The following is a 23,464-nucleotide window of genomic DNA, read 5'->3' as shown; positions in this document are numbered from 1 at the left end:
GCTCAGTCCGCGGCCCGTTCGGCCGTTTCGCGGGCCCACCGGTAGTCGGCCTTGCCGGCCGGTGAGCGCACCATCTCCGTCACGAACGCGTACGTGCGCGGCACCTTGTACCCGGACAGCAGCCGCCGGCAGTGCGCGTCCAGTTCGGCGACGGTGACCTCGACCCCGGGACGCGGCTCGATCACGGCGGCCACCCTGCTCCCCCACCGCTCGTCCGGCAGGCCAGTCACGACCGCGTCGAACACCGACGGATGCCCTTTGAGCACCGCCTCGACCTCCTCGGGGAACACCTTCTCCCCGCCGGTGTTGACGCACTGCGAGCCGCGGCCGAACACGTTCACGGTCCCGTCGACGTCCACGGTGGCGAGGTCGCCGGTCAGCAGCCAGCGGGTGCCGTCCTCGCCGGTGACGAACGTGCGGGCGGTCTTGGCGTCGTCGTTGTAGTAGCCGAACGCCACCCGTCCCGACCTGGCCATCGTGCCGAGTTGCCCGGAGCCGGGCTCGACGGGCCGGCCCTTCTCGTCGAGCACGGCCAGCTTGACCACGGAGTTCGGCTGGTAGCGCAGGCCCTTCTCGGGTGAGGAGCCGGCCACGCCCGAGGCCGTGTAGCCGGACTCGGTGGAGCCGAAGCTGTCGATGATCATGACGTTCGGCAGCAGCTCCTGGAGGCGGTCGCGGACCGAGCCGGACAGGATCGCCCCGGTCGAGCTGATCACGAACAGCGAGGAGACGTCGTGCTCGCCGCCGTCCAGGGCCTCGGCCAGCGGTCTGGCCATGGCGTCGCCGGTGATGCTGAGGGTGGTCGCGCGCTCCTGCCCGACCGCCCGCCACACGGCTTCGGCGTCGAACTTGCGGACGAACACGACGGTGGAGCCCATCCACCAGCTCAGGAACGTGGCCATCTGCGCGGCCCCGTGCATGAGCGGCGAGGCGGCCATCATCACCATCGGGCCGGCCTTGGCCGCCTCCTCGACCACCTCCTGCGGGGTGCTGCGCGGCTCGCCGTACGGGTTGCCGCCGCCGAAGCCCATGAACAGGTCCTCGACGTGCCACATCGCGCCCTTGGGCATGCCGGTGGTGCCGCCGGTGTAGATGATGTACACGTCCTGGCCGGAGCGCGGCGGGAAGCCCCGCTCGGGCTTGCCGCGTTCCAGAGCGGTCGCGTACGGCACCGCCGGGCCGACGGCCGACGGCCCGCCCACGTGCACGAGGTGCTCCAGCAGCGGCGCCCGGTCGAGCACGGCGGCCACCCGCGGCTCGAACTCCACGTCGTAGACCAGCGCCCGGATGTCGGAGTCGCGGTAGAGGTAGAGCAGTTCGGCCTCGACGTAGCGGTAGTTCACGTTGATCGGCACGGCGCGGATCTTGAGCGCGGCGAGCATGCCGGCGAGGTACTCGACGCCGTTGTAGAGGTGCAGGCCGACGTGCTGTCCCGGCTGGATGCCCAGGTCGAGCAGGTAGTGGGCGAGCCGGTTCGACTCGGCGTCCAACTCGGCGAACGTGCGCCGCTGCCGGCCGCAGACGACGGCCGTCCGCTCCCCGATCGCGTCCGCGAGCCCTTCGAACAGGTCTGCGTGGTTGAACTCCATCAGGGTTTCTCCCGTCCGACGATCCACATCGCGAAGAACTGGGCTCCCCCGCCGTACGCGTGGCCGAGCGCCGTACGGGCGCCGTCCACCTGGTGCTCCCCCGCCATGCCGCGCACCTGGAGCGCGGCCTCGGCGAACCTGATCAGTCCCGACGCCCCGATCGGGTTGCTGGACAGCACCCCGCCCGAGGCGTTCCACGGGGTGTCGCCGTCGAGCGCGGTGGCGCCCGCCTCGGTGAGCTTCCACCCCTCGCCCTCCGCCGCGAACCCCAGGTTCTCCAGCCACATCGGCTCGTACCAGGAGAAGGGCACGTACACCTCGGCGACGTCGATCTGGCGGCGCGGGTCGGCGATGCCGGCCTGCCGGTAGACGTCGGCGGCGCAGTCCTTGCCCGCCTGCGGGCTGACGGTGTCGCGGGCGGCGCGGAAGATCGGCTCGGAGCGCATGGCGGCGCCGTGCACCCAGGCGGGGGTGCCGGTGGCCGCCGACTCCGACGACAGCACGATCGCGCAGGCCCCGTCGCTGGACGGGCAGGTCTCCAGGTAGCGGATGGGCTCCCAGAGCATGGGCGTGGACTCGACCATCTTCTGGTCGATGCCGGGGATCTTGAGGTGCGCGTACGGGTTCTTCAGCGCGTTCAGCCGGTCCTTGACCGCGACCAGCGTGCCGATGTGGCCGGGGGCGCCCGTCCTGCGCATGTACTCGCGGATGTGCGGCGCGAAGTAGCCGCCCGCGCCCACCACCAGCGACGCGCTGAACGGCAGGTGGGTGGACAGGGCCCACGTGGCGTTGGACTCCGACTGCTTCTCGAACGCGACGACCAGCACCCGTTCGTGCACCCCGCCCTGGATGAGGCTGGCCCCCACCAGGGCGGTGGACCCGCCGACGCTGCCGGCCGTGTGCACGCGCATCATCGGCTTGCCCGCCGCGCCGAGCGCGTCGGCGAGGTACGCCTCCGGCATCATCACGCCCTCGAACAGGTCGGGCGCCTTGCCGATCACGACGGCGTCGATGTCCTTGAACGTCAGCCCGGCGTCCTCCAGGGCGCGCAGCGCCGCCTCGCGCACCAGGCCGGCGATCGAGACGTCCCTGCGCTTGGTCGTGTAGTACGTCTGGCCGACGCCGATGACCGCGCACCGGTTTCCCATGGTCATGCCTCCAGGACGGTCACGAGGTTCTGCTGCAGGCAGGGGCCGCTCGCGGCGTGCGCGACCGTGCGGCGCGCCGTGCCGTCGTGGATGCGGCGCGCGGCCTCGCCGACGCGGATGAGGCCCGTGGCCATGACAGGGTTGGCGGCCAGCGGCCCGCCCGACGGGTTGATCACGGTGTCGCCGTCCAGTTCGAGCGCCCGGCGCAGGATGATCTCCTCGTGGGGGAACTGGGCGTGCAGCTCGGCCACCTCGACGGGGCCCTTGCCGACCCCGGCGGCGCGGGCGGCGTCGGCCGCCGAGGGCGATCGGGCCAGGTCGCGCAGGCCCAGGTAGTGCGGCTCGATGCGGTGGGCGATGCCCCTGATGTAGGCGGGGTTGGGGCACAGCCGTGCGGCCAGGTCGCCGGTGGCGAGCACGATCGCGGCGGCGCCGTCCGTGATGGGCGGCACGTCCGTCTTCCGCAGCGGCCGCAGCGCGAAGTCCTCCCCTTCCGGGTCGGGCAGGTCGAGCGCGTACGGGTTGCCTCGCCCGTCCGCCCTGCTCCGCCGGACGATCTCGTCGAGCTCCGGCCGCTCCGCGCCCACGGCGGCGGCCTGGAGGGCGGCGTAGGAGAGCTGGTCGAGTCCGAGCGGGGCCAGGTAGTACGGGTCGAGCTGGAGGGTCATGATGGTCCGCAGGTCGCCGAGCGACGACTTGCCGAAGCCGTAGACGAGGGCGGAGTCGATGTCGCCGTGCTGCAGCCGTACCCACGCCTCGTACAGCGCCCAGGCCCCGTCCATCTCGACGTGGCTCTCGGAGATCGGCGGCCAGGCGGCCAGCGCGTCGAGGGCGGAGACGAACGAGAACGGCGCGCCCGCCAGGTAGTCGCAGCTTCCCGAGCAGGTGAAGCCGAAGCGGTCGAGCCCGGTGCGCTCCTTGACCTCGTTGATCACGGGCTGGATCAGCTCGGGCTCGCTGGCCCCGGTGTCGTGATCGGTGTGCCGGGTCTGCGCGAACGCGACGATGGCCACGTCTCTCATGTCAGCTCCACGTCGGGCTCGCCGGTGGGGGCGAACCAGCGGATGTTCGCCATGGACGCCGTGCGCTCGTTCTCGGGGACCCAGACCGCCCGCACCCGCATGCCCTGGCGCACCTCGTGTGCGGGAACGTCCCCGATGAGCGCGATCATGGGGATGTCGGCCCCGTCGAGCAGGATGTACGCCGACACGAACGGCACCTCGGGAGCCCGGGGGTCGGGCAGGTTGTTGATGGCGAACGTGGTGATCGTGCCGGTGTCGGGGAGTTCGAGCGTGTCGGGCAGGTCGCTTCCGCATTCGGGGCAGGCCAGCCGGAGCGGCACGTACACCTTCTCGCACCGCGCGCAGCGGCTGCCGAGCAGGATGCCGCGCGCGACGCCCTCCAGGAAGACGCGGAGCGCGCCGCCGGCCTGGAGGCGGTACTCGGCGCGCACGTTGGACACGATCTTCGTGACCTCGGGGACGAAGTGCGACAGGTCGGTGATGTGACCGGTGGGCCGGTCGCGCCAGACGGGCCAGACCCGGCTGCCGGCGCTCAGCGCCTTGGGGTCGTCGGCGGCCACGGCGTGCAGCAGCGCGGTGTCGGCGCCGTCGAGCTTGATGAGCGCCCAGGCGAAGGGGTGGTCGAGGGGGTGGCCGGGGAGCGGCTCGTCCACCCAGGCCCACGTGGTGATCGTGCCGGCCGGGCCGACCTCGACGTATTCGCCGGTCACCGGCTCGCCGGTCGCGGGGTCGTACTCGAGCGGGGGCACGAGCACGCGTCCCTCGGCCGTCCGCGCCCCGACGATGCGGCGGGCGCGCAGCTCGCTGAGGAAGCGGCCGATCACCGGCCCGGTCGTACGCGTGTAGCCGCCGGGGAACTCCAGGACGTGCTGGGCGACCAGCGGATCAGATGGCACGGTCGTGTCCCTCCCAGTACGGGTCGCGGAGCTTGCGTTTGAGCAGCTTGCCGTTGGGCTCGCGGGGCATCTCGGCGATGAAGTCGACGCTCTTGGGCCACTTCATCCTGGCCAGCCGGCCCTCCAGCGAGGCCAGCAGCTCGGCGGCCAGCTCCGGCCCCGGCGGCACGCCCGTGGCGGGCTCGACCACGGCCTTGATCTGCTCGCCCCACTCCTCGTCGGGGATGCCGAACACGGCGACGTCGGCCACCTTCGGGTGGATCATGAGCTCGTTCTCGATCTCGGCGGGGTAGATGTTCGCCCCGCCCGAGATGATCATGTCGGCCTTGCGGTCGCACAGGAAGAGGAAGCCGTCGTCGTCCAGGTAGCCGATGTCGCCGACGGTGAAGTGGTCCTTGAGGCGGTTCGCGGCGGTCTTGGCGGGATCGCCCTTGTACTCGAACGGGACGCCCATCATCTTCATGTAGATCGTCCCTGGAGTGCCGGCGGGCACCGGTTCGCCCTGGTCGTCCGCGATCAGCAGCTCGCTGATCGGCCAGGCGCGGCCGACCGTGCCGGGATGCGCCTTCCACTCCTCGGGTGTGGCCAGGGTGCCGCCGCCCTCGGTGGCCGCGTAGTACTCGTACACGCAGTCGCCCCACCACTCGAGCATGGCCCACTTCACCGGGACCGGACAGGGGGCGGCCGCGTGGATCATCCAGCTCAGCGAGGACAGGTCGTACGCGGAGCGGGTCTGCTCCGGCAGCGCGAGCAGCCGCTTGAAGTGGGTCGGGACCATGTGGGAGTTGGTGACGCGGTGGCGCTCGCAGAGCCGGAGCATCTCCTCGGCGTCCCACCTGTCCATGTAGACGAGCGTGTGCCCCATGTGCAGGGCCGTGCCGCCGAACTGGGTCACCGCCGTGTGGTAGCTCGGGGAGGTGACCAGGTGGGCGTTCGGGCGGCCCGGCGTGATGCCGAACAGTCCGAGCAGGAATGTCATGAGTTCGGCGGCGTCGTCCGGGTCGAGGCCGCTGAGGCGGCGTCTGACGCCTTTCGGCTTGCCGGTGGTGCCGGAGGTGTAGTGCATGGTGGCGCCGGCGGTGCGGTCGGCCGGTGTGGTGCCGGGCTGCCCGTCGGTCAGCTCGCGCACTGCTCTGAAGCCGGTTCCGGAGCCGTCTCCGTCTCCGTCTCCGTCTCCGTCTCCGAGGAGGAAGCGGCGCTCGGGTGCGATGGCCTCCGCGCCTCTGGCGCCCTCCTGCGCGAAGCGGGGGTGCACGAAGAGGGCCTGGGCCTCGCTGTCGGAGACGATGTACGCGATCTCCGGCCCGGTCAGGTGCCAGTTGACCGGGGTGTAGTACCAGCCCGCCTGGAGCGCGGCCAGGTAGAGGACGAGGCCGTCGGCGCCGTTGGGGGCCAGGCCGCAGATGCCGTCGCCGGGCCGCAGGCCGAGCTCGCGCAGGCCGTGCACGAGCTGGTTCGAGCGGGCCAGCAGGTCGCCCGCCCGATGCTGGGTGCCGTCGGGGTCCACGGCCGCGATCCAGTCGGGATCCGCCTGCGCGAGCCTCCAGAATCCGAGCGTGCCCATCTGATCTCCTCAGCGCGGGACAGCAAAACAGGAACCTGTTCTCGTTTGCTCCTGGGAGCGTATCCTGGGCCAAAGTCCGTAGCAAGCGCTTGATTCAGTCACTTCGGAGGCGTCCGTGGAGCTCCTGCCGATCAGTACCCCCCACTGCCGGATCGAACGCGACGAGCACGTCCTGACCGTCACCATGAACCGGCCGGAGGCCCGGAACGCGCTGTCGTCGGACATGCTGATCGGCCTGGCGTCGGCGTGGGCGTACGCGTCGGAGGAGCCGGGCATCCGGGTCGCGATCCTGACCGGGGCCGAGGGCACGTTCTGCGCCGGGGCCGACCTCAAGGCCATGGGGCAGCCCTCCACGGATCCGGACGTCCAGGCCAGGGCGGCCCGGATCCCCAACTTCCACTGGAAGGGCCTGTTGCGCGAGGACCTGCCCACCAAGCCGATCATCAGCGCGGTGGAGGGCTACGCGGTGGCCGGCGGCACGGAACTGCTGGTGGGCACCGACCTGCGGGTGGTGGCCGAGTCGGCCACGCTGGGGCTGTTCGAGGCCAAGCGCGCGCTGTTCCCGATGGGCGGCAGCGCCGTCCGGCTGCCCCGGCAGATCCCGTACTGCCACGCCATGGACCTGCTGCTCACCGGCCGCCCGGTCACCGCGGCCGAAGCCCTGTCGATGGGCCTGGTCAACCGCGTGGTCCCGGACGGCCAGGCGCTGACGGCGGCCCGCGAACTGGCCGCGGACGTGGCCGCGTCGGGGCCGCTCGCCGTGCAGGCCATCCTGCGGACCTACCGCGACACGCTCGGGATGCCCGAGCCGGAGGCGCTGAAGGTGTCGGACGAACTGGGGTGGCCGGTGATCGGCTCGGAGGACGCCAAGGAGGGCACCCGGGCCTTCCGCGAAAAGCGCGCCCCCACCTACGAAGGTCGATGAAGGCGCACCCACTCCGGCGCACCCGCACCGGCGCACCCGCACCGAACGCAGGCCACTCCCGGCGCGGCGGTCCAGCCGCGCGGGGGGTCATTCCCCCGTGATGCGGTCCAGGCGCTCCAGGGCCTCGCCGTACTCCTCCACCAGCCCGAACACCACGTCCTTGGCCGAGCGCACCTGGTCCATCACCCCGATGATCTGCCCGGCCGGGAACGTGGCCAGTGCGGAGGCGTCCGAGCGTCCGATGCGCCGCAGCGCGTCCGAGATGAGCATGAACTGCAGCGGCATCGGCAGCGTGCCCGGCGAGTCCTCCGACTCCCACGCCTCGGTCCACTCGTTCCTGAGCAGCCGCGCGGGCTTGCCCGTCCAGCTACGCGAGCGGACGGTGTCGCGGGAGGTGGCCTCCAGGATGCGGCGCTTGGCCGGCTCCGGCGTGTCGGCCTCCTCGACCGTGAGCCACAGGGAGCCCGTCCACACCCCCTCGGCCCCGAGCGCCAGGCCGGCGGCCATCTGGCGGCCGTTGCCGATGCCACCGGCGGCCAGCACCGGCACGTCCACGGCGTCCACCACCTGCGGGATGAGCACCATGGTGGAGATCTCGCCGGTGTGCCCGCCGGCCTCCGTACCCTGCGCGACCACCACGTCCACGCCCACCTCGACCTGCTTGAGCGCGTGGCGCGGGGTCGAGGCGAGGGCGGCGACCTTGACGCCGTGGGCATGGGCGAGGTCCACGACGTCGGCGGGCGGCGGGCCGAGGGCGTTGGCCAGCAGCGCGATGGGGTGGCGCAGGGCGACCTCCACCTGCGGGCGGGCGGTGGCGTCGGTCCAGCCGAGCAGGACCCGGCCGGCCTCCGCGTCGGCCGACAGCGCCGGCACCCCGTGCTTGGCCAGCAGCCCTTCGACGAACGCCCGGTGCCCCTCGGGGATCATCGACTGCAGGCGGCCGACCAGTTCCTCGGGGGCGAAGTCGGCGCCCTCGTAGGAGGCCGGCATGACGACGTCCACGCCGTACGGCTTGCCGTCCACGTGGTCGTCGATCCACTTGAGCTCTGTCTCGAGCTCTTCCGGCGTGAAGTAGAGGGCTCCCAGGACGCCCATGCCGCCGGCCCGGCTGACGGCGGCGACCACGTCCCTGCAATGGCTGAACGCGAAGATCGGGAGCTCGATTCCGAACATGTCCGTGACGCGTGTCCGCATGGCCCGACAATACGTCCGGAATCTCGCTGACTGCAACGTGTTCTAGACTAGAACCTTTGGTCTGGTACCGGTGAGTAACCTAGGACTATAACTGGTTCTAGTAAGCCGTCCAGGTGAATGAAAAAGGGCCCGCCGTGCACGGGCCCTTAAATCGCGCTCTTTTTTACGCGACGGAACGTCCGCGCCGGCCCAGCACCACGCCGGCCACCACGAGCACGACGCCCACCACCAGCAGCACCAGCGGGATGACGTCGCGCAGCAGGCCGATCGTGCTCTTGCCGTCCTGCGCGTTCTTGACCAGGTCGTTCACGGTCTGCTCGGTCATCTTCGCGGTGGCCACGAAGGCCGCCGTGCGCTCCACGCCGTCCTGGGTCTTCAGCACCTCGTGCCGCTGCACCTCCTGCCGGACCGGCGAGCCCGTCACCGGCTCGACCCAGTACGTCGTCTTGCCGTCGTACCAGCGGTCCACCTGCACGTCCCCGGTCTCGCCGGTGATGCCGAGCACGTTGGCGGGGGCGGTGCGGGTCTCGGTCTTGGTCGGCGGCACGTTCTGCTCGAAGACGTAGACCGGCAGCCCGTTGACGTTGTCCTCGCGCACGAACGCGGCGTCGAACGCCTTCTGCGCCGTGGCGTTGAACACCTTGTACGTCTTCTTCTCGACGTCGAACGGGAACTTGTAGATCTGCCCCTCCAGCGTCACCGGCGCCTTCTCGACGCTGGTCCCGCAGCAGTTCACGCCCAGCCCGGTGTACCGGTCGAAGGCGCTGCGGCGCTCGGAGATGTCGATCTGCGGGCGGCTGTTGGTCACGTCGTTGACCACCGTGGCCTCGTCCCAGACCACCCGGTCGCCGGTGGCCTCCTTCACGTCACCGCGCGTGGTGACGATGATGTCGAGGTCGCCGGTCAGGACCTTGAGGTCCTGGAGGGAGAAGTACTGGGCGCCCTTGGCCTCCAGCCGCGAGATGCCGAACTGGTTCGCCGGGGCGGAGATGATCTGGCCGGCCGCCCAGAATTTCAGCAGCGGCGCGAGCGCGATGAAGAAAGCCCCGAACCCGATGAGGACGAGCGTGGAGATACGACCCATCGAGGCCTCCGTATTTGTAGAACATGTTGTCGTTTGCATGCGATCGTCGAGCAACAAAGTATGACAGTGTGTGATGTCCGTCACGAGCGGCCTTACCACCGCAACCAAATCGATAGAAACAAGTTCTATCGTAGTTTCGGCCCTGGCCGGCTATGCGCCGGACGGCCGGGAAAGCGAGAAAGTGGGAGCAGCGATGAAGAGCAGGGACGCCGCCCTCGACGGCATCCGCGCGATCGCCGCGCTCGGCGTCTGGCTGCTGCACGTCGGGAGCAACACGGGCGTCATGTACCGCGAGGGCATGCTCGCCTGGATGATGAGCCGCCTGGGCATCGCCGTACCGATCTTCTTCCTCCTGTCGGGCCTGCTGCTGTACCGCCCGTGGGCGCGCGCGGTGATCGAGAATACGCCACGCCCGGGTCCGCTGCGTTACCTGTGGCGCCGGGCGCTCCGGGTGCTGCCGGTCTACTGGCTCGTGACGGCGCTCGCGCTGTGGGCGTGGAGCCCGTTCGACTGGACCGGCTGGCTGAAGTGGCTGCTGCTCGCGCAGAACTACTTCCCCGACGACCCCGCCCCCGACGGCCTGTACCAGATGTGGACGCTGCCCATCGAGATGTCCTTCTACGTGCTGCTGCCGGTCCTGGCCTGGGCCCTGCACCGGGTGGCACGCAGCGGCAACCGGCCGGTCCGGCTGCTGGCGGGCATCGCGGTGCTGCCGCTGGTCTCCGTGGCCACCGTGGTCGTGGCCCGGCAGTTCGGCGCGCCGCAACTCGCGCTGCTGCTGCCGTACCACCTGATCTACTTCGCCTGTGGCATGGCGCTGGCGGTGCTGTCGGTGTGGATCGGGCACAGCCGCGTGGTCGACTCGCTGGCCCCGCACTTCCTGGTGCTGGCCGGGCTGCTGTACGCGCTGCTGAGCACCGAACTGGCCGGCCCGCGCACGCTCACGCTGCCCACCCTGCCGCAGTCGTTGTGGCGGGTCAGCCTGGAGGCGGCGATCGCGGTGCTGCTCGTGGCGCCGTTCGCGCTGGCGTCCCGGCCGGACGCGCTGCGCAACCGGGTGCTCGGCAACCCCGTCTGCGCCTACCTGGGCCGCATCTCCTACAGCTTCTTCCTCTGGCACGCGCCGGTGATCACCTTGCTGCTCAAGCTCACCGGGGCGCAGCCGTTCCAGGCCGACTTCGCCAGCGTGACGGTGATCTCGCTGGTGGCCTCGCTGCTGCTGAGCGTCGGCAGCTACCACCTGATCGAGGTCGGCGCGCTCAAGCTCAGCGGACACCGGTCAGCACCTGCTCCGCCGCCGGGAGCTCGGGCCGCGCTGCCGGCCGCGCCTGCTCCGTGACGAGCTGGCCGAACAGCACGCCCACGGCCGCCACCGAGGCGAGTTGCGGCACGTGGTCCATCAGCGGGCCGAGCGCCGCCACGTCCACGCCGGTCGTGCGCAGCAGCATGGCCGCCGCCAGCGACGCCGTGGCCGCCCCGAACGCGCCGGCCGCCGCCCAGTGCGCGGGCCGTCCGCGGGCGCGCAGCAGCAGCGTCACGAGCACGGCGGCGAGCACCGTGATCATGCCGGGCCAGTTCGCCACCCAGCCGCCGAACGCGAGCGCGAGCAGCACCACGACCGGCGCCCGCAGCCGCGACAGCCGGGACTGCGAGGCGGCGGCCGTCTCGCGGACGTGTTCGGGACGCGGCCCGCGCAGGACCAGCGCGACGAGCGCCAGCAGCGCGATCCCCGCCAGGCCGAGCAGCAGCGCGAGCCGGTAGAGACGGTCGGGCAGGTAGTCGAGCCTGGCGGTCCCCTGGGTGCCCGCGGGCAGCTCCCAGCCCTGCTTCCAGCCGTCGATGCGCACGGGCTTGAGGGTCTCGCCGTCGATCTGGGCCCGCCAGCCCGCGTTGAAGTTCTCGTTCACGACGAGGAAGGAGTCCTTCGGCGCGCTCACCGACACCTCGCGCGCGGACGTCGTCCACGTGCCGCGCACCGCGGCCCCCTCCACACCAGGCTGACGGCGGGGCAGCGTGCCGATCACGAGGGAGTCGACGGTGTAGGAGTCCCAGCCGGCCACCCGCACCCGGTTGTCGCCCACGCTCACCTCGGCCCTGGAGCAGCCGAGGATCTGCACCGGACGCTGTTCGAGCAGGTCGGCGTGGGTGCCGGCGACCTTGGTCTCGATGACGGCGCCGTTCACCTCGATCCTGGGGCCGGCCCCGCAGGGCAGCCTGAGCGGGATGTCGGCGGGCCGGCCCACCGGGTCCACGCCGGGCACCACCAGCTCGGTCACCTGAAGCCGCTTGGAGAAGGGCGTGAAGCGCAGCTTGAGCTGCGAGGTGGACATGGCCTTGAAGTCGAGATTGCCGTGCTCGTCCACCCGGCCGCCGCGCACCTCGCCGCCGTCGCCGCTCACGATCACGTCCAGCGGCTGCTCGTCCCCGCCCGGACGGCCGATCTGGACGCGGGAGATCTTCCGCTCGCCCTTCCAGGCGACGGTGAGCGTGGGCTCGGTGTCGGCCGCGTCCGGGATCCAGGTGGTGGTCCCGTCGGCGTCGAAGGCCGACCGGGGCGAGACCACGGCGTCGCCGGTGAGCTGGGACGAACCGGTCACGGTGGTCAGGCCCGCGCCGACCCGGGTGTACCGGTCAACCAGCTCGGGATCCCTCAGCACGGCGGTTCCCCGCACGTTCGAGGACGCGTCCGACCCGGCGCGGAAAGTCCGGTCGAACCCGGTCTCCTCGCCCTGCTTGGCCAGCACCACCTCGTTGCAGACCCATCGGTACTGGTTGCGCATGCAGCCGGGCCGCTCGCCGGGGCCGCGGTCCATGACGTACACGTCGCCCTCGCCGGGCAGCCTGATCGTCCGGCCGGCGGTGACGCCCGGGATCGACAGCTCGATGACGCCGACCCGCTGGCCGTAGCTCCACTCGGCGGAGACCGTCTCGGCCACCTTGAGCCGCACCCAGCTCGTGGGCCCGGCGGGCACGCGCAGCCGCTGCGGGTCCGTGCTGCGGGTGACGTCCTGGACCAGGCTGCCGGCCTCGGTCTCCACGGACACGCGCTTGACCGCCTGGCCGAGCAGCAGGTCGGGGGCGAACATCACGTTCAGGTACGGCAGCCGGATCCGCCCCGCCAGGTCCACGCGCAGCCACTCGCCGGTCGGGGGCCTGGCGCCGTCGCTCTCCCAGCCGGTCCTGACGTTGCCGTCCATGGCCGCCCACGGGCTGCGGCCGGTGGTGCTGAGCCCGGCGATCGCGTACGGGTCCGCGACCGAGGACGAGGCGCTGACGCCGGCGACGCCGTAGTACTCGGCCACCGCGGTCTCGTCCAGCCAGCCGTCCTCCAGCAGGTCCAGCTCGCGCACGCCGTCGAAGTCCGCCTTCCGGTCGGCCGTCAGCGTGGGTGACTGGTTCGTCCTGATCTCGCCGAACGAGCGTTCGCGCAGCCGCAGCGCGTCGCTGACGACCGTGGGCGTCTCCCGGGTGCCCGCGTCGCCGTTGACCAGCACCGGGCCCTCGTCCAGCAGGCCGAGGTCGCCCATGGCCAGCAGCGAGTCCGGCCCGCCGCGCACGGCCAGCGCGTCGGAGGCGGGCTGCACGGTGACCAGGTCGGAGCTGCCCGACACCTCGTACAGGTCGAGGGCGGGGAACGGGGCGTCCACCTGGTTGACCGCGTCGTCGGTCTCCCTGTCGCCGACGAGGTCGCCGAACGAGCGCACCTTCTTGATGCCCGGCGACTCGCGCAGCGCCTCGTACACCCGCGACGGCCAGGCGCCCGCGAGGTTCTCCCTGATCAGGTCGTTCCTGACGAGCAGGTAGCGCACGCCCAGCCGGCGCAGCACGGCCGTCACCCCCGCCGAGCCGTGGCCGGCGGTGAGCCGCTGGTCGATGGCGTCGAGCAGCCTGGTCAGGCCGACGGAGCCGGGCGGCGTGATCTGCCTGGTGGTCCAGCGGGCGGCGGACAGCGCCTGCATGGGCTCGTCCATGGGGCGGCCCCAGACGTACTCGGCGAACTTGGCGCCCGGCACGATCAGCACGCCGTCGTCGCCCGCGTTGCGGTCGAGCCAGCCGGCCGCCTCCCGCCAGTGATCGGGCACCTGCTGGTAGTCGCCGGGGGCGGCCAGGCCCTGGTTGAAGACGGGCAGCACGAGCGCGACGAAGGCGGCCACGGCGGTCGTCCGCAGCGGGACACGGGCTCTGACCAGCAGGTGGGCCAGGCCGAAGGCGAGCGCGAGCCGGACCAGGGGGTCGAACTTGCGCAGGTTGCGCAGCGGCGCGAGCGGCCCGTCGAGCAGCCAGCGCACCGGCTCGGCCACGATCGGCTCCAGCGCGCCCGCGTGCCCCGCGACCAGCGCGACGACGCCGACGAGGAACATCGCCACGAGGAACCCCTTGGCGGGCAGGTCGCGGCGTGACAATCCGGCCAGGCCCAGCGCGGCGATCAGACCGGTGACCACGACCATGGTGGCGGAGGTGGCGATAGCGTACCCGGGCGGCTGCTCGAAGACGCCGCTCAGCGGCAGGTAGCGCACCCAGTCGGAGGCGCCGCGCAGCACGTTCGTGAGCGAGGTGACGGACGTGGTGGTCTGGGCGGTCTCGGTGTACGGCAGGAACGAGAAGGCGTACCGGCCCACGAGCAGCAGCGGCAGCGACCAGAACAGGGTGGCCACCGCGACCGCGCCCGACCACCAGCCGAGCAGCCGCCAGCGCGGCACCGGCCGCGGCCGGGTCAGGATGTACAGCACGGGCGCGACCAGCACGGCCAGCACGGCGACCGCGTTCACGCCGCCGCACAGCGCCACGGCCAGCGCCGACCTGATGGCCCCGCGGGCCCGCTGGCCGGTCTCGGAGGCGGTGAGCAGCGGGATGAGGATCCACGGCAGCATCGCGGCGGGCAGCCACTCGATCGAGATCTCGCCGAGGATCGACAGCGTGCGCGGAGCCAGCGCGTACGCCAGCGCGCCCACGATCCTGGTGCCGGACGTGCCGATGCCGAGTTGCCGGCCCAGCCGCTCGACGCCGAGGAAGGCCACGCACATGAGCAGCGTGAGCCAGAGCCGCTGCGTCACCCAGGGCGCGAGGCCCGCCAGGTCGCCGAGCGCGAAGAACGGCCCCATCGGGAAGACGTAGCCCGCCACCTGGTTCTGGAGCTGGCCGAAGTGTTGCAGGTCCCACAGGTGGGCGGCGCGCTCCAGCCAGCCGACCGGGTTGAGCGCGAGGTCCATCTTGGTGTCGGAGATGAGGTGGCCCGGCTTGGTGGTGAACGCCAGCAGGCCGAAGCCGAGGCAGCACAGCAGCAGCCAGAGGCGGCGGCGGGCGGGCTCGCCGACTTCACGTCCCGCACCCGTACGCCGCCCGGCCACCAGCTTGTCGGTCGGGAGGAGGGTCACCGCTCCTCCCAGCCGGGGCCCGGGTCGTGGCCGTGCATCAGCGCGGTGAGGCGTGCGGCGCTGCGGTCCCAGGAGAACCTTCCCGCCCATTCCCGACATTTCACGGTATAAGTGTGGTCCAGTTCGTCGAGTGCCGCGCCAATGCCCTTGGCCAGGTCAGTGCCCTCGGGCAGCAGCCAGCCCGTCTCGCCGTGCCGTACGGCGTCGCGCAGCCCGTCCACGTCGAAGGCCACCGTCGGCACGCCGAGCGCGGCGGCCTCCAGCACGCTCAGCCCCCAGCCCTCGCCCTGCGAGGCGCTCACATGCAGCCAAGCCCGCGCGACCAGGCGCGCCTTGTCCTCCTCCGGCAGGTAGCCGTGCAGGGTCACGCCCTCGGGCAGCGCGGCGCGCAGCGCGGCCTCCTCCGGCCCGCGGCCGATGACGTCCACGACCAGGCCGGGATGGCGCTCCCGCAGCTCCGCGACGGCGTCGAGCAGCAGGTGCACCCGCTTGTGCGCGACGAGCCGGCCGAGGCAGACGATCCGCGGCACCGGGCTCCTCGCGACGTCCCCGCCCGCGGCGACGCTCACGCCGTTCGGGACGACGTGCACCGGGCCGCGCCACGCGAGCCGCTCCCGCATGGCCCGCACCGTGGACGGCGACACCGCCACGCACGCGTGCCGCCGGTAGCTCCACCGCGACACCGGTCCCTCCAGGAACCGGCCGAAGGCCGCCAGCCACCCCGGCAGGTGCACCCCGAACTGCCGGTCGTGCACGTGGTGCACCACGCACAACACCCGCGTGCGCCGCCGCACCACCCAGGGGGTGAAGAAGGGGATGCCGTTCTGGCAGTCGAGCACCACGTCGAAGACGTGCCCGCGCAGCAGCAACCAGCCCAGGACCAGCGGATAGACGGTGAAGACCCCGCCCATCCGGACGAAGCGCACCCCTTCGACGCTCTCGCGCCGGCGCTGCCCCGGCGCCCGCGCCGTGACGAAGCACACCTGGTGGCCCGCCCGCGCGAAGCGGCGGGCCAGCTCCCAGGCGAACGTCTCAGCGCCGCCGGCCTGGGGATGCCAGGGGTCACGCCAGTTGACGACAGCGATCTTCACGGATATCCGACGGGGTCGAGCGGCGGCTCCCAGGACGTGTGCGCGGCCCCCGACCGGGGCTGGGCGCGCAGCCGCAGCCAGATCCGGCCCAGCTCCAGCACGATGCCGAGCGAGTGCCGGGCCGGGGAGAAGCGCGAGCCCGGCATGTCCCGCCAGCGCACGGGGATCTCCCGCACCGCCGAACCCCCCTCGACGCAGCGCGCGAGCAGTTCGACGTCGAAGGCGAAGCCGGGGGTGCGCAGCCGCGCGGCGCTCTCGCGGGCCAGCACGCCGTCGAAGAACTTGAAGCCGCACTGGGTGTCGCTCACGCCGCGCACGAGCGCTCCGGCCAGCGCGCGGAAGCCGAACGCGCCCAGCTCCCGCACCTTGCTGTGCCGGTTCTCGACGTGCGAGCCGCGGTGCGCCCTGGAGCCGATCACCACGCGCTCACCGGACAGCAGCAGCCCGAGTGCCACGTCGATGGCGTCGAGGTCGGTGGCCATGTCGGCGTCGCAGAACCCGACGAAGGGCGCGCTCGTGCCGAGCAGCCCGGCGCGGACGGCGGCTCCCTTGCCCGGGATCGCGCACCGGACGAGGCGGACGGGCACGGACCCGCGCGGCCAGCCTCTGACGATCTCGGCCGTGCGGTCGGTGCTGTTGTTGTCCACCACGATGACGGAGGTGGGGAACGGCATGCGGGCAAGCTTCGCGCACATCTGCAGGAGCCCCCCGGGAAGTCGTCCTTCCTCGTTGTAGGCGGGAATGACGATCTCAAGCAGTGGTGGCCGGCTCGTCCCCTCGTCCCCTTGCGGAGAGGGTGGCATCTTCGGCTCGGATTACCGGTCGCCGTAGTTGTAGAGCGGCTGGTTGACCGGCGTGGCGGTGGCGCCGGTGAAGGTGACGGTGGTGACCGTCGCCACGAGTGCCGCAACGGCTACGCCGATCATCGCTGCTAAGAGGATCTTGATCACGGGGTTCCTCCTCGAGCGGACAGTGGTGTGGGCGTCCCTAAACCTAGAACCAATTCTTGCTACTCGGAAGTAGCTCGACGAAATATTAACAAAGACGCTGATGAGCGTACCTAATCGGGCGTAACCCTCGCGACCTTGCCGTCAAAACGGTACAACCGCAGCTCAGCGGTATCGACCACGGCCCTCGCACCCCTAAGCCACCAGCCGAACCGCTGCCGCTCCTCCGGGGTCCCCGCGTCCACGATCACGTAGCGGAATCCCGCCCCCGGCAGGTCGGGCGAAGCTCCTTCTAGTACGTGTTCTAGCCTCTGGACCCGCGGGTCCTCGCTCCTGACGACCAGCTCGCCCACCCGTACGGCATCGTTGGAGACCACCCGGCGCCCCGGCGTCGCGAAGAAGCGCTGCGCCGGGTCCAGCACCGCCCGCCCGCCGTTCCACGGGAACCGCCGATACGACTCGAACGGCAGCACCAGCACGTCACCCGCCTCCGGGTCGTGCCTGACGACCTCCCGCGCCGCCGTCCAGCCCGCCGGGTAGGACACCGCCCCGAGCCGCCCGAGCGAGCCCCACGCCATGGTCGGCAGCACGGCGACCGGCACCAGCGCCAGCGCGCCCACCCAGGCCCGCTGCCGGGCCACCTGCCCGGCCAGCGTCCCGAGCCCCAGCGCCGCCATCAGGGCCAGCGGGGCGACGTACTGCTGGGCGTCCCTGAACACCGCGAACCCGCCCCACACCTCCAGGAGCTGCTTGAACGCCGCCCGCCCCGGCTCGCTCACCCCTGCGCAGGCGACGGCGAGCCCGATCCCGGCCGCCACCGCCAGCCCCCGCCGGTACGGGACCCGCGAGCGCAGGAAGGCCACGACCCCGACGAGCGTGAGCGCCAGCCTGGCCACCGCCCCCACCACGGTCTCGTACCCGGGCGGCACCGCGTAGGCGTTCCAGATCCCGCCCAGCGACAGCAGGCTCCCCACCGCCCCGAACGGCGTGTCGGCCCTGGCCGCGAAGGCGTCCACGCCGGCCGGGTCGCCGTCGATCACCTGCGGCCGCAACGCCGTCGGGACCAGCCACGGCAGGCTGAACACCGCGAGCACCACGGCCACCCGCGCCACGGTCCGCCACCTCGGCACGGCCACGGGCAGCGCCGTCAGCGCGGTGACCGTCATCGCCGCGAACCCGCCCACCGCCGCGGGCAGCACGGCGAGCACCACCCTGCGCCCCGACCAGACGGCCCGCACCACCCAGGGCAGCCCCGCGTAGCCGAGCAACAGCGCCCACTGCCCGATCAGCAGCCGCTCGGCCACGTACGGGTTCCACACGTAGAACGCGCCGGCCACCAGCCGGGGCCCCAGCGACTCCGACGGCAGCAGCAGCGCGGCCCCCGAGCACCCCAGCACGAAGATCCCCAGCAGGATCGCCTTCTGCACCAGCTCGGCGGGCAGCACGTGCGCCAGCGCCGTCACCACGGCGTCGCTGGGCGCCACCCGCGCCGCCCCGCCCGCCAGCCCGAACGTGAAGGCCGAGAACGCCGGATCGGGCACGAACACCATGTCCTGGAGCAGCGTGAAACCCCAGCCCAGGGCCGGTCCGAGCGCCAGGCAGCCGAGGGCCAGCCCGAGGAGGGCGGCGGCGAGCCCGGCTCGGGCCGTGTGCGGCATCCCGCTATGACATCACAACCCCGACACGGCCGTTCCACCACCGCCACCGGCGTGATTAGTCTGCGCGAGGGGGGTGGTGGCCGGCATGACGACAGCGGAGGTCCGGGAGCGTCCGGGCGGCGGCGACACGGTGCTGGCCGCCGGGCTCGTCATGGTCGCGGCGCAGCTCGTCTGGAAATTCGCTCTGGTGAGCAGGACGTACTTCCGCCAGGACGACTTCATGTTCATCGCCAGGGGCCTGGAGAACCCGCTGTCCTGGGACTACCTCATGCGCATCGACTTCGGCCACCTGATGCCGGGGGCGTTCGCGGCGCACTGGGCGATGGGGCGGCTCGGGGTCTACAACGACGTACTGGCGCACGCCGTCACGATCAGCCTCCAGGCGGCGGCCGGGCTGGCGCTGCTGCGGCTGCTGCGCGTGCTGTTCGGGACGCGGCCGGCCATCCTCGTCCCGCTCGGGTTCGCCCTGCTGACGCCGATGACGATCCCCGGGCTGTCCTGGTGGGCGGTGGCGGCCGAGACGCTGCCGTTCCAGATCGCGCTGCCGATGGCGCTGGCCTCACACGTGCACTTCACCCGCACCGGACGGATGCGCCACGCGGTGGCCGCGGCCGGGTGGACGGTGTTCGGGATGGTGTTCTTCGTCAAGGCGCCGTTCATCCCGGTGCTGGCCTTCGTGCTCACGCTCGGCTGGCTGGGCGGTCGGCGGCTGTGGCGGGCGTGGCTGCTGTACCTGGGCGTGCTGGTGCCGTACGCGGCGGTGTTCTTCTCCCAGTTGCTCACGTCCGTGCAGCTCACGAACGAGACCTTCCACGCCGACCTGCCGAGCGCCGAGGTTGCCGCGCGGTCGGCCTGGACGCTGCTGACCGGCTCGCTCGTCCCGGCGGCGCTGGGCGGCCCCTGGCGCTGGCAGGCGATCGGCGCGGACTACGCGCTGGCGGCCACCCCCGTCGCGCTCATGTGGGTGAGCGGCCTGGTCGCGCTCGCCGCCGTGACCGTCTCGGTGCTGTGGCGGCGGCGGGCCTGGCTGGCCTGGCTGACGCTGCTGGGCTACTTCCTGCTGGCCGACGTGGTGCCGATCATGCTGGGGCGGGTGGAACTGCTCGGCCCCGACCTGAGCGGGTTCGAGCTGCGCTACGTCTCCTCCACCGCCGTGCTCGTCGCCCTGGTGATCGGGCTGGCCTTCATCCCGGTGCGGGACGAGCGGCGTCCCTGGCTGCGTCCGGCCCACCGGCTCAGGTGGTCGTGGACGCCGGTCGCGCTGGCGGTCGCGGCGGGCTCGGTGTGGTCGGTCGCCGCCTACGCCGACCGGCCGCTCGGCCGCGACGTCGAGAGCTACGTCACGACCGGCGCGCGGGCGCTGGCGCGCGTCCCCGAGGGCACGGTCGTGCTGGACACGCACGTGCCCGAGAACGTCGTCTTCCCGGCCTTCTTCTACGACTACGCCCGCCACTCCAAGGTGCTCGGCCCGACCGCCCCGCACCGGATCGCCTGGACCAGGCAGTTGAGCGGCCCGGTCGCCGACCCCATGATCTTCGACGGGCAGGGCAGGCTGCGCCCGCTGCGCATCGACGGCGTGACGATCCCGTCGAAGGCGAACTGCACGCCGGTCGGCCGGGACGAGGTGGTCTTCACGCTGCCCGTGCCCGTCGCGGCCGGCGAGCACACCGTCCAGCTCTCCTATCTCAACGGGGCCGGGACCACCCTGAGCGTGCGGCTCGGGCTCGCGCGGAGCACCGTGCCCGCGGGCCGCGACCTGGGCACGACGTACGCCACCGTCACCGGGGACGGCACGGAGCTGGCCGTCAGCGCGCTCGGGCCCGGCTCGTGCGTCGGCGAGATCAGGATCGGCGTCCCGGTGCCCGACGAGAACGGCGCGCCCGTCCCCGCACAGCCCGTGCGGGGATGAGCGGCGGCCTCACTTGCCCGGCTCGGGGTCCCTCGGCAGGCCCAGCATGCGCTCGCCGATGATGTTGAGCTGCACCTCGGTGGTGCCGCCGTAGATGGTCATCGCCCTGGTCGCGAGCACCGCCCGGTTCCAGTAGCCGGCGTCGCCGAGCTTCATGTCCGCGGCGGTCACGGCGGCGGCCCCGAGCAGCTCCACCGCGGCCTCGGACACGTGCTGGGCGTGCGAGGTGGACAGCAGCTTGCGGACGGAGGCGTCCGCGCCCGGCTCGGCCCCGGCGAGCTGCTTGAGCGTCACCCGCAGCGACAGCGCGTTGATCGAGTGGCCCTCGCACACCACCCCGGCCACCTGCTGGGCCTCGGCCGGCGTCAGCTCCCGCCCCAGCCGGCCGATCAGGCCCAGCAGGTCGGGCACCGACGCCCCGGTGCCGCCCGAGCCGGACGACAGCGAGACCCGCTCGTTCGACAGCGTGTTGCGGGCCACCTTCCAGCCGTCGCCGACCTCGCCCACGACCAGGTCGTCCGGCACGAAGACGTCGTCGAGGAAGACCTCGTTGAACAGGTTCTCGCCGGTCATCTCGGTCAGCGGCCGGACCGTGACGCCGGGGGCCTTCATGTCGACCAGGAAGTACGTGATGCCCTCGTGCTTGGAGCCCTCGCTGGAGTTGCGGGCGATGCAGATGCCCCACTCGGCCACGTGGGCGACGGACGTCCAGATCTTCTGGCCGTTGAGCTTCCAGCCGCCCTCGACCTTGTCCGCCTTCATCTGCAGCGAGGCCAGGTCGGAGCCGGCGCCGGGCTCGGAGAAGAGCTGGCACCAGATCAGCTCGCCGCTGAGCGTCCTGGGCAGGAAGCGCTCCTGCTGCTCGGGCGTCCCGTACGCGGCGACCGACGGCACCACCCAGGCGCCGATGATCATGGCGGGCAGGCGGACCTTCGCGGCCTTGAGCTCCTGGGCGATCAGCACCTGCTCCAGCGGCTTGGCGTCGCGGCCCCACGGCCTGCTCAGGTGCGACATGACGAACCCGCGTCCGGCCAGGGCGCGCTTCTGCTCCTTGCCTTCGAGCTGGGCGATCTCCGCGATCTCGGCGCGGATCGACTCGCGCAGTTCCTCCGCGCCCTCCGGCAGGTCGATCTCCATCTCGCGGGCGACGCCCTGGAGGCTGAGCTCGGTCACGGTCTCGGCCCAGCCGGCCGACGAGCCGAGCAGGGCGCGCAGGGTGAGCGCGCGGCGGTAGTAGAGGTGGGCGTCGTGCTCGAAGGTGTAGCCGATGCCGCCGAAGGTCTGGATGGCGTCCTTGGCGCACTGCACGGCGGCGTCGGGGGCCATCACCCCGGCCACCGCGGCGGCGAACCTGAGCTCCTGCCCCTCGGCCCGGGTGGCGTCCCAGACCGTGGCACGCGCCTGCTCCAGCGCGACCAGCATGCGCGACAGCTTGTGCTTGATGCCCTGGAACTGGCCGATCGGGCGGCCGAACTGGACGCGTACCTTGGCGTACTCGGCGGCGGCCGTCACACACCACGAGGCCAGGCCCGCCGCCTCGGCGCCGAGCAGGATCGCGGCCAGGTCGCGCACGTCGGGGGTGTCCACGCCGTCCAGGACGCTCTCGGCCGGGACGACCACGTCCGACAGCTCGACCTTCGCGACCGGCCTGGTCAGGTCGAGGGAGCCGAGTTCGGTGACGGTCGCGGAGGAGGCGTCGACGAGCACCCACTGCTCGCCGTCGTCGGTGGCGACCGGCAGCACCAGCGCGTCGGCCAGCGAGCCGCCCAGCACGGGCTCGGCGGTGCCGGAGACGACCAGGGAGCCGTCCGCGCGGCGGACGCCGGTCAGCGAGCCGGTCAGCGCGACGGCGGCGGTCAGCGTGCCGTCGACGAACGACTCCAGGTGCTGCGGGCGCTTGGAGGCGTTGATCACGGCGCTGGCCAGCACGGTCGGCACGAAGGGCCCCGGCGCCATGCGCTCGGCCAGCGCCTCGATCGCCACGGCCGCCTCCAGCAGCCCGTAGCCGGAGCCGCCGTGCTCCTCGGGCACGTGCAGGCCGAGCAGTCCCTGCTCGGCCAGACCCGGCCAGAACGCGGGACGGCCGTCCGTCCCGGCACGAAGCAGCTCCGAGGGGATGTTCCGCTCGGCCCAGCCACTCACCGACTCACGGAGCGCCTCGTGCTCCTCGCTCAACCCGATAGCCATTGCTCATCCTCCAGCCAGGTCCGAGTACTGCCCAGAATCATATTCTAGAGGATGCTTCTGGGATACCGCTCCCCGCCGCCGAAGGGACGAACCCCTGCCTAAAGCGGACGAATCTGCTCGACGAGGGTGTTCAGGTCGCGCCAGCGGGTCTTCTCCGTCTCGGGGATCGAGGCCATGAGCATCGCCGGCTTCGTCTTGCCCACCTCGACGACCGTCACCATGGCCTGGGCCTCCTGCTCCTTGCCGTCGAAGGTGTAGCTCACCTTGTAGCCCAGCGTCCAGCCCTTGCCGAGCGGGATCTTCTTCGAGGCGGTCCACTCGTCCAGCTTGGCGCCCGCCGGGTACTGGGTGCGGATCGTCCAGCGGGCCGCCTGGGTGGCGATCTCCCGGTAGTCGGCGTCCGTACTGGGCTTGGTCTCGGGCGACTCGCCCGGGTACATCGCCGAGGCGATCACCGTGTGCGGGACGGCGACCTTGCCGATCCGCTGCGCGATCGAGAACGGCGGGAACGACTTCGCCTGCCACGGCGAGGCCAGCCTCGGGTAGCTGATGCCGGAGTTCTTGTCCGTGATCACCCCGGACACGGCGGACGCCTTGCCGGACAGCGTGGCGTACTTCTTGCTGTCGGGCACCGGCGGCAGCACGATCGGCGTCTCGGTCGGGGTCGGACTGGCCGACGGGGTCGGGGTCGCCGACACGGAGGGCACCGGCGCGACCGGGACCACCTGCTCGGCCGACTGCTGGTTGGCGGGCACGTCGCCGCGGAACGCGACGAACACCAGCAACACGGCCAGGACCGTGCCGAGGATCGCGCCGACCAGGTAGACGGCCTTGATCGGGATGTCGCCGAAGCGGCGGGCCGGGGGTGGCGGGGG

The 23,464-nt window shown here is 72.0% G+C and carries 17 protein-coding genes; 3 read left to right on the top strand and 14 right to left on the bottom strand.

Annotated features, from left to right (window positions below; translation table 11 throughout):
* Positions 1 to 2: 2 nt before the first annotated feature.
* The 5 genes from FAF44_RS15890 to FAF44_RS15870 are packed head-to-tail and all read right to left on the bottom strand — an operon-like array spanning position 3 to position 6,219.
* On the bottom strand, positions 3 to 1,589 hold the full coding sequence (locus FAF44_RS15890; RefSeq protein ID WP_237103928.1) for an acyl-CoA synthetase: 1,587 nt from the start codon (positions 1,587 to 1,589) through the stop codon (positions 3 to 5).
* On the bottom strand, positions 1,589 to 2,737 hold the full coding sequence (locus tag FAF44_RS15885; RefSeq protein ID WP_237103958.1) for a thiolase domain-containing protein: 1,149 nt from the start codon (positions 2,735 to 2,737) through the stop codon (positions 1,589 to 1,591). Before FAF44_RS15885 ends, FAF44_RS15890 begins: the two co-directional genes overlap by 1 nt.
* Before the next feature lie 2 nt (positions 2,738 to 2,739).
* On the bottom strand, positions 2,740 to 3,759 hold the full coding sequence (locus FAF44_RS15880; protein WP_237103927.1) for a thiolase domain-containing protein: 1,020 nt from the start codon (positions 3,757 to 3,759) through the stop codon (positions 2,740 to 2,742).
* On the bottom strand, positions 3,756 to 4,655 hold the full coding sequence (locus FAF44_RS15875) for a Zn-ribbon domain-containing OB-fold protein (RefSeq protein WP_237103926.1): 900 nt from the start codon (positions 4,653 to 4,655) through the stop codon (positions 3,756 to 3,758). Before FAF44_RS15875 ends, FAF44_RS15880 begins: the two co-directional genes overlap by 4 nt.
* On the bottom strand, positions 4,645 to 6,219 hold the full coding sequence (locus tag FAF44_RS15870; RefSeq protein ID WP_237103925.1) for an acyl-CoA synthetase: 1,575 nt from the start codon (positions 6,217 to 6,219) through the stop codon (positions 4,645 to 4,647). The genes FAF44_RS15875 and FAF44_RS15870 overlap by 11 nt, the downstream gene beginning before the upstream one ends.
* 115 nt (positions 6,220 to 6,334) lie before the next feature.
* Between FAF44_RS15870 and FAF44_RS15865 the strand changes: the two genes are divergently transcribed.
* On the top strand, positions 6,335 to 7,144 hold the full coding sequence (locus tag FAF44_RS15865; RefSeq protein ID WP_237103924.1) for a crotonase/enoyl-CoA hydratase family protein: 810 nt from the start codon (positions 6,335 to 6,337) through the stop codon (positions 7,142 to 7,144).
* 87 nt (positions 7,145 to 7,231) lie between these two features.
* On the opposite strand, the gene FAF44_RS15860 is transcribed toward FAF44_RS15865, so the two are convergent.
* Together FAF44_RS15860 and FAF44_RS15855 are read right to left on the bottom strand one after the other, a co-directional pair.
* Entirely contained in the window at positions 7,232 to 8,338 is a 1,107-nt protein-coding gene (locus FAF44_RS15860) for a nitronate monooxygenase family protein (RefSeq protein WP_237103923.1), read from the bottom strand.
* 163 nt (positions 8,339 to 8,501) lie between these two features.
* On the bottom strand, positions 8,502 to 9,422 hold the full coding sequence (locus FAF44_RS15855) for a DUF3068 domain-containing protein (RefSeq protein WP_237103922.1): 921 nt from the start codon (positions 9,420 to 9,422) through the stop codon (positions 8,502 to 8,504).
* A gap of 193 nt (positions 9,423 to 9,615) precedes the next feature.
* On the opposite strand from FAF44_RS15855, the gene FAF44_RS15850 reads away from it, so the two are divergent.
* Complete coding sequence (locus FAF44_RS15850; RefSeq protein ID WP_237103921.1) at positions 9,616 to 10,761, top strand: acyltransferase; 1,146 nt, start codon at positions 9,616 to 9,618, stop codon at positions 10,759 to 10,761.
* On the opposite strand, the gene FAF44_RS15845 is transcribed toward FAF44_RS15850, so the two are convergent.
* The 5 genes from FAF44_RS15845 to FAF44_RS15830 all read right to left on the bottom strand — a co-directional run bounded on the left by FAF44_RS15845 (position 10,688) and on the right by FAF44_RS15830 (position 18,493).
* Positions 10,688 to 14,797, bottom strand: a complete 4,110-nt coding sequence (locus FAF44_RS15845; RefSeq protein ID WP_237103920.1) for an alpha-(1->3)-arabinofuranosyltransferase family protein — start codon at positions 14,795 to 14,797, stop codon at positions 10,688 to 10,690. The two genes, FAF44_RS15850 and FAF44_RS15845, sit on opposite strands and share 74 nt — an antisense overlap.
* The gene (locus tag FAF44_RS15840) at positions 14,794 to 15,888 is read right to left on the bottom strand and encodes a glycosyltransferase family 4 protein (protein WP_237103919.1); all 1,095 of its coding nucleotides are present in this window, start codon (positions 15,886 to 15,888) and stop codon (positions 14,794 to 14,796) included. The genes FAF44_RS15845 and FAF44_RS15840 overlap by 4 nt, the downstream gene beginning before the upstream one ends.
* Positions 15,885 to 16,691 carry a glycosyltransferase gene (locus FAF44_RS15835; RefSeq protein ID WP_272894577.1) on the bottom strand — a complete coding sequence of 269 codons (807 nt, stop codon included), beginning with the start codon at positions 16,689 to 16,691 and terminating at the stop codon, positions 15,885 to 15,887. The genes FAF44_RS15840 and FAF44_RS15835 overlap by 4 nt, the downstream gene beginning before the upstream one ends.
* Before the next feature lie 12 nt (positions 16,692 to 16,703).
* A complete protein-coding gene (locus FAF44_RS54670) occupies positions 16,704 to 16,838 on the bottom strand; it encodes a hypothetical protein (RefSeq protein ID WP_272894589.1) in 135 nt (44 codons plus the stop codon).
* A gap of 110 nt (positions 16,839 to 16,948) precedes the next feature.
* The gene (locus FAF44_RS15830; RefSeq protein WP_237103917.1) at positions 16,949 to 18,493 is read right to left on the bottom strand and encodes a hypothetical protein; all 1,545 of its coding nucleotides are present in this window, start codon (positions 18,491 to 18,493) and stop codon (positions 16,949 to 16,951) included.
* A gap of 85 nt (positions 18,494 to 18,578) precedes the next feature.
* Here FAF44_RS15830 and FAF44_RS15825 point away from each other — a divergent pair, with 85 nt between their 5' ends.
* Positions 18,579 to 20,402, top strand: a complete 1,824-nt coding sequence (locus FAF44_RS15825) for a DUF2628 domain-containing protein (RefSeq protein WP_237103916.1) — start codon at positions 18,579 to 18,581, stop codon at positions 20,400 to 20,402.
* A gap of 9 nt (positions 20,403 to 20,411) precedes the next feature.
* Here the strand turns inward: FAF44_RS15825 and FAF44_RS15820 are convergent, their stop codons facing one another.
* A complete protein-coding gene (locus FAF44_RS15820) occupies positions 20,412 to 22,589 on the bottom strand; it encodes an acyl-CoA dehydrogenase (RefSeq protein WP_237103915.1) in 2,178 nt (725 codons plus the stop codon).
* A gap of 98 nt (positions 22,590 to 22,687) precedes the next feature.
* Positions 22,688 to 23,464: hypothetical protein (locus tag FAF44_RS15815; RefSeq protein ID WP_237103914.1), on the bottom strand; the 777-nt coding region annotated here is incomplete at its 5' end.

It is taken from the genome of Nonomuraea sp. MG754425 (genome assembly GCF_021699195.1).
Taxonomy (GTDB): domain Bacteria; phylum Actinomycetota; class Actinomycetes; order Streptosporangiales; family Streptosporangiaceae; genus Nonomuraea.
The sequence above is the reverse complement of the archived record's forward strand: the minus strand, read 5'-3'. Positions and strand labels throughout refer to the sequence as shown.

Coding starts and splice junctions, on each gene's coding strand:
- FAF44_RS15885 (WP_237103958.1), bottom strand. CDS start 2,737: ATGGGAAACCGGTGCGCGGTCATCGGCGTCGGCCAGACGTACTACACG.
- FAF44_RS15870 (WP_237103925.1), bottom strand. CDS start 6,219: ATGGGCACGCTCGGATTCTGGAGGCTCGCGCAGGCGGATCCCGACTGG.
- FAF44_RS15835 (WP_272894577.1), bottom strand. CDS start 16,691: ATGCCACCCTCTCCGCAAGGGGACGAGGGGACGAGCCGGCCACCACTG.
- FAF44_RS15890 (WP_237103928.1), bottom strand. CDS start 1,589: ATGGAGTTCAACCACGCAGACCTGTTCGAAGGGCTCGCGGACGCGATC.
- FAF44_RS15880 (WP_237103927.1), bottom strand. CDS start 3,759: ATGAGAGACGTGGCCATCGTCGCGTTCGCGCAGACCCGGCACACCGAT.
- FAF44_RS15825 (WP_237103916.1), top strand. CDS start 18,579: ATGACGACAGCGGAGGTCCGGGAGCGTCCGGGCGGCGGCGACACGGTG.
- FAF44_RS15855 (WP_237103922.1), bottom strand. CDS start 9,422: ATGGGTCGTATCTCCACGCTCGTCCTCATCGGGTTCGGGGCTTTCTTC.
- FAF44_RS15850 (WP_237103921.1), top strand. CDS start 9,616: ATGAAGAGCAGGGACGCCGCCCTCGACGGCATCCGCGCGATCGCCGCG.
- FAF44_RS15860 (WP_237103923.1), bottom strand. CDS start 8,338: ATGCGGACACGCGTCACGGACATGTTCGGAATCGAGCTCCCGATCTTC.
- FAF44_RS15820 (WP_237103915.1), bottom strand. CDS start 22,589: ATGGCTATCGGGTTGAGCGAGGAGCACGAGGCGCTCCGTGAGTCGGTG.
- FAF44_RS15830 (WP_237103917.1), bottom strand. CDS start 18,493: ATGCCGCACACGGCCCGAGCCGGGCTCGCCGCCGCCCTCCTCGGGCTG.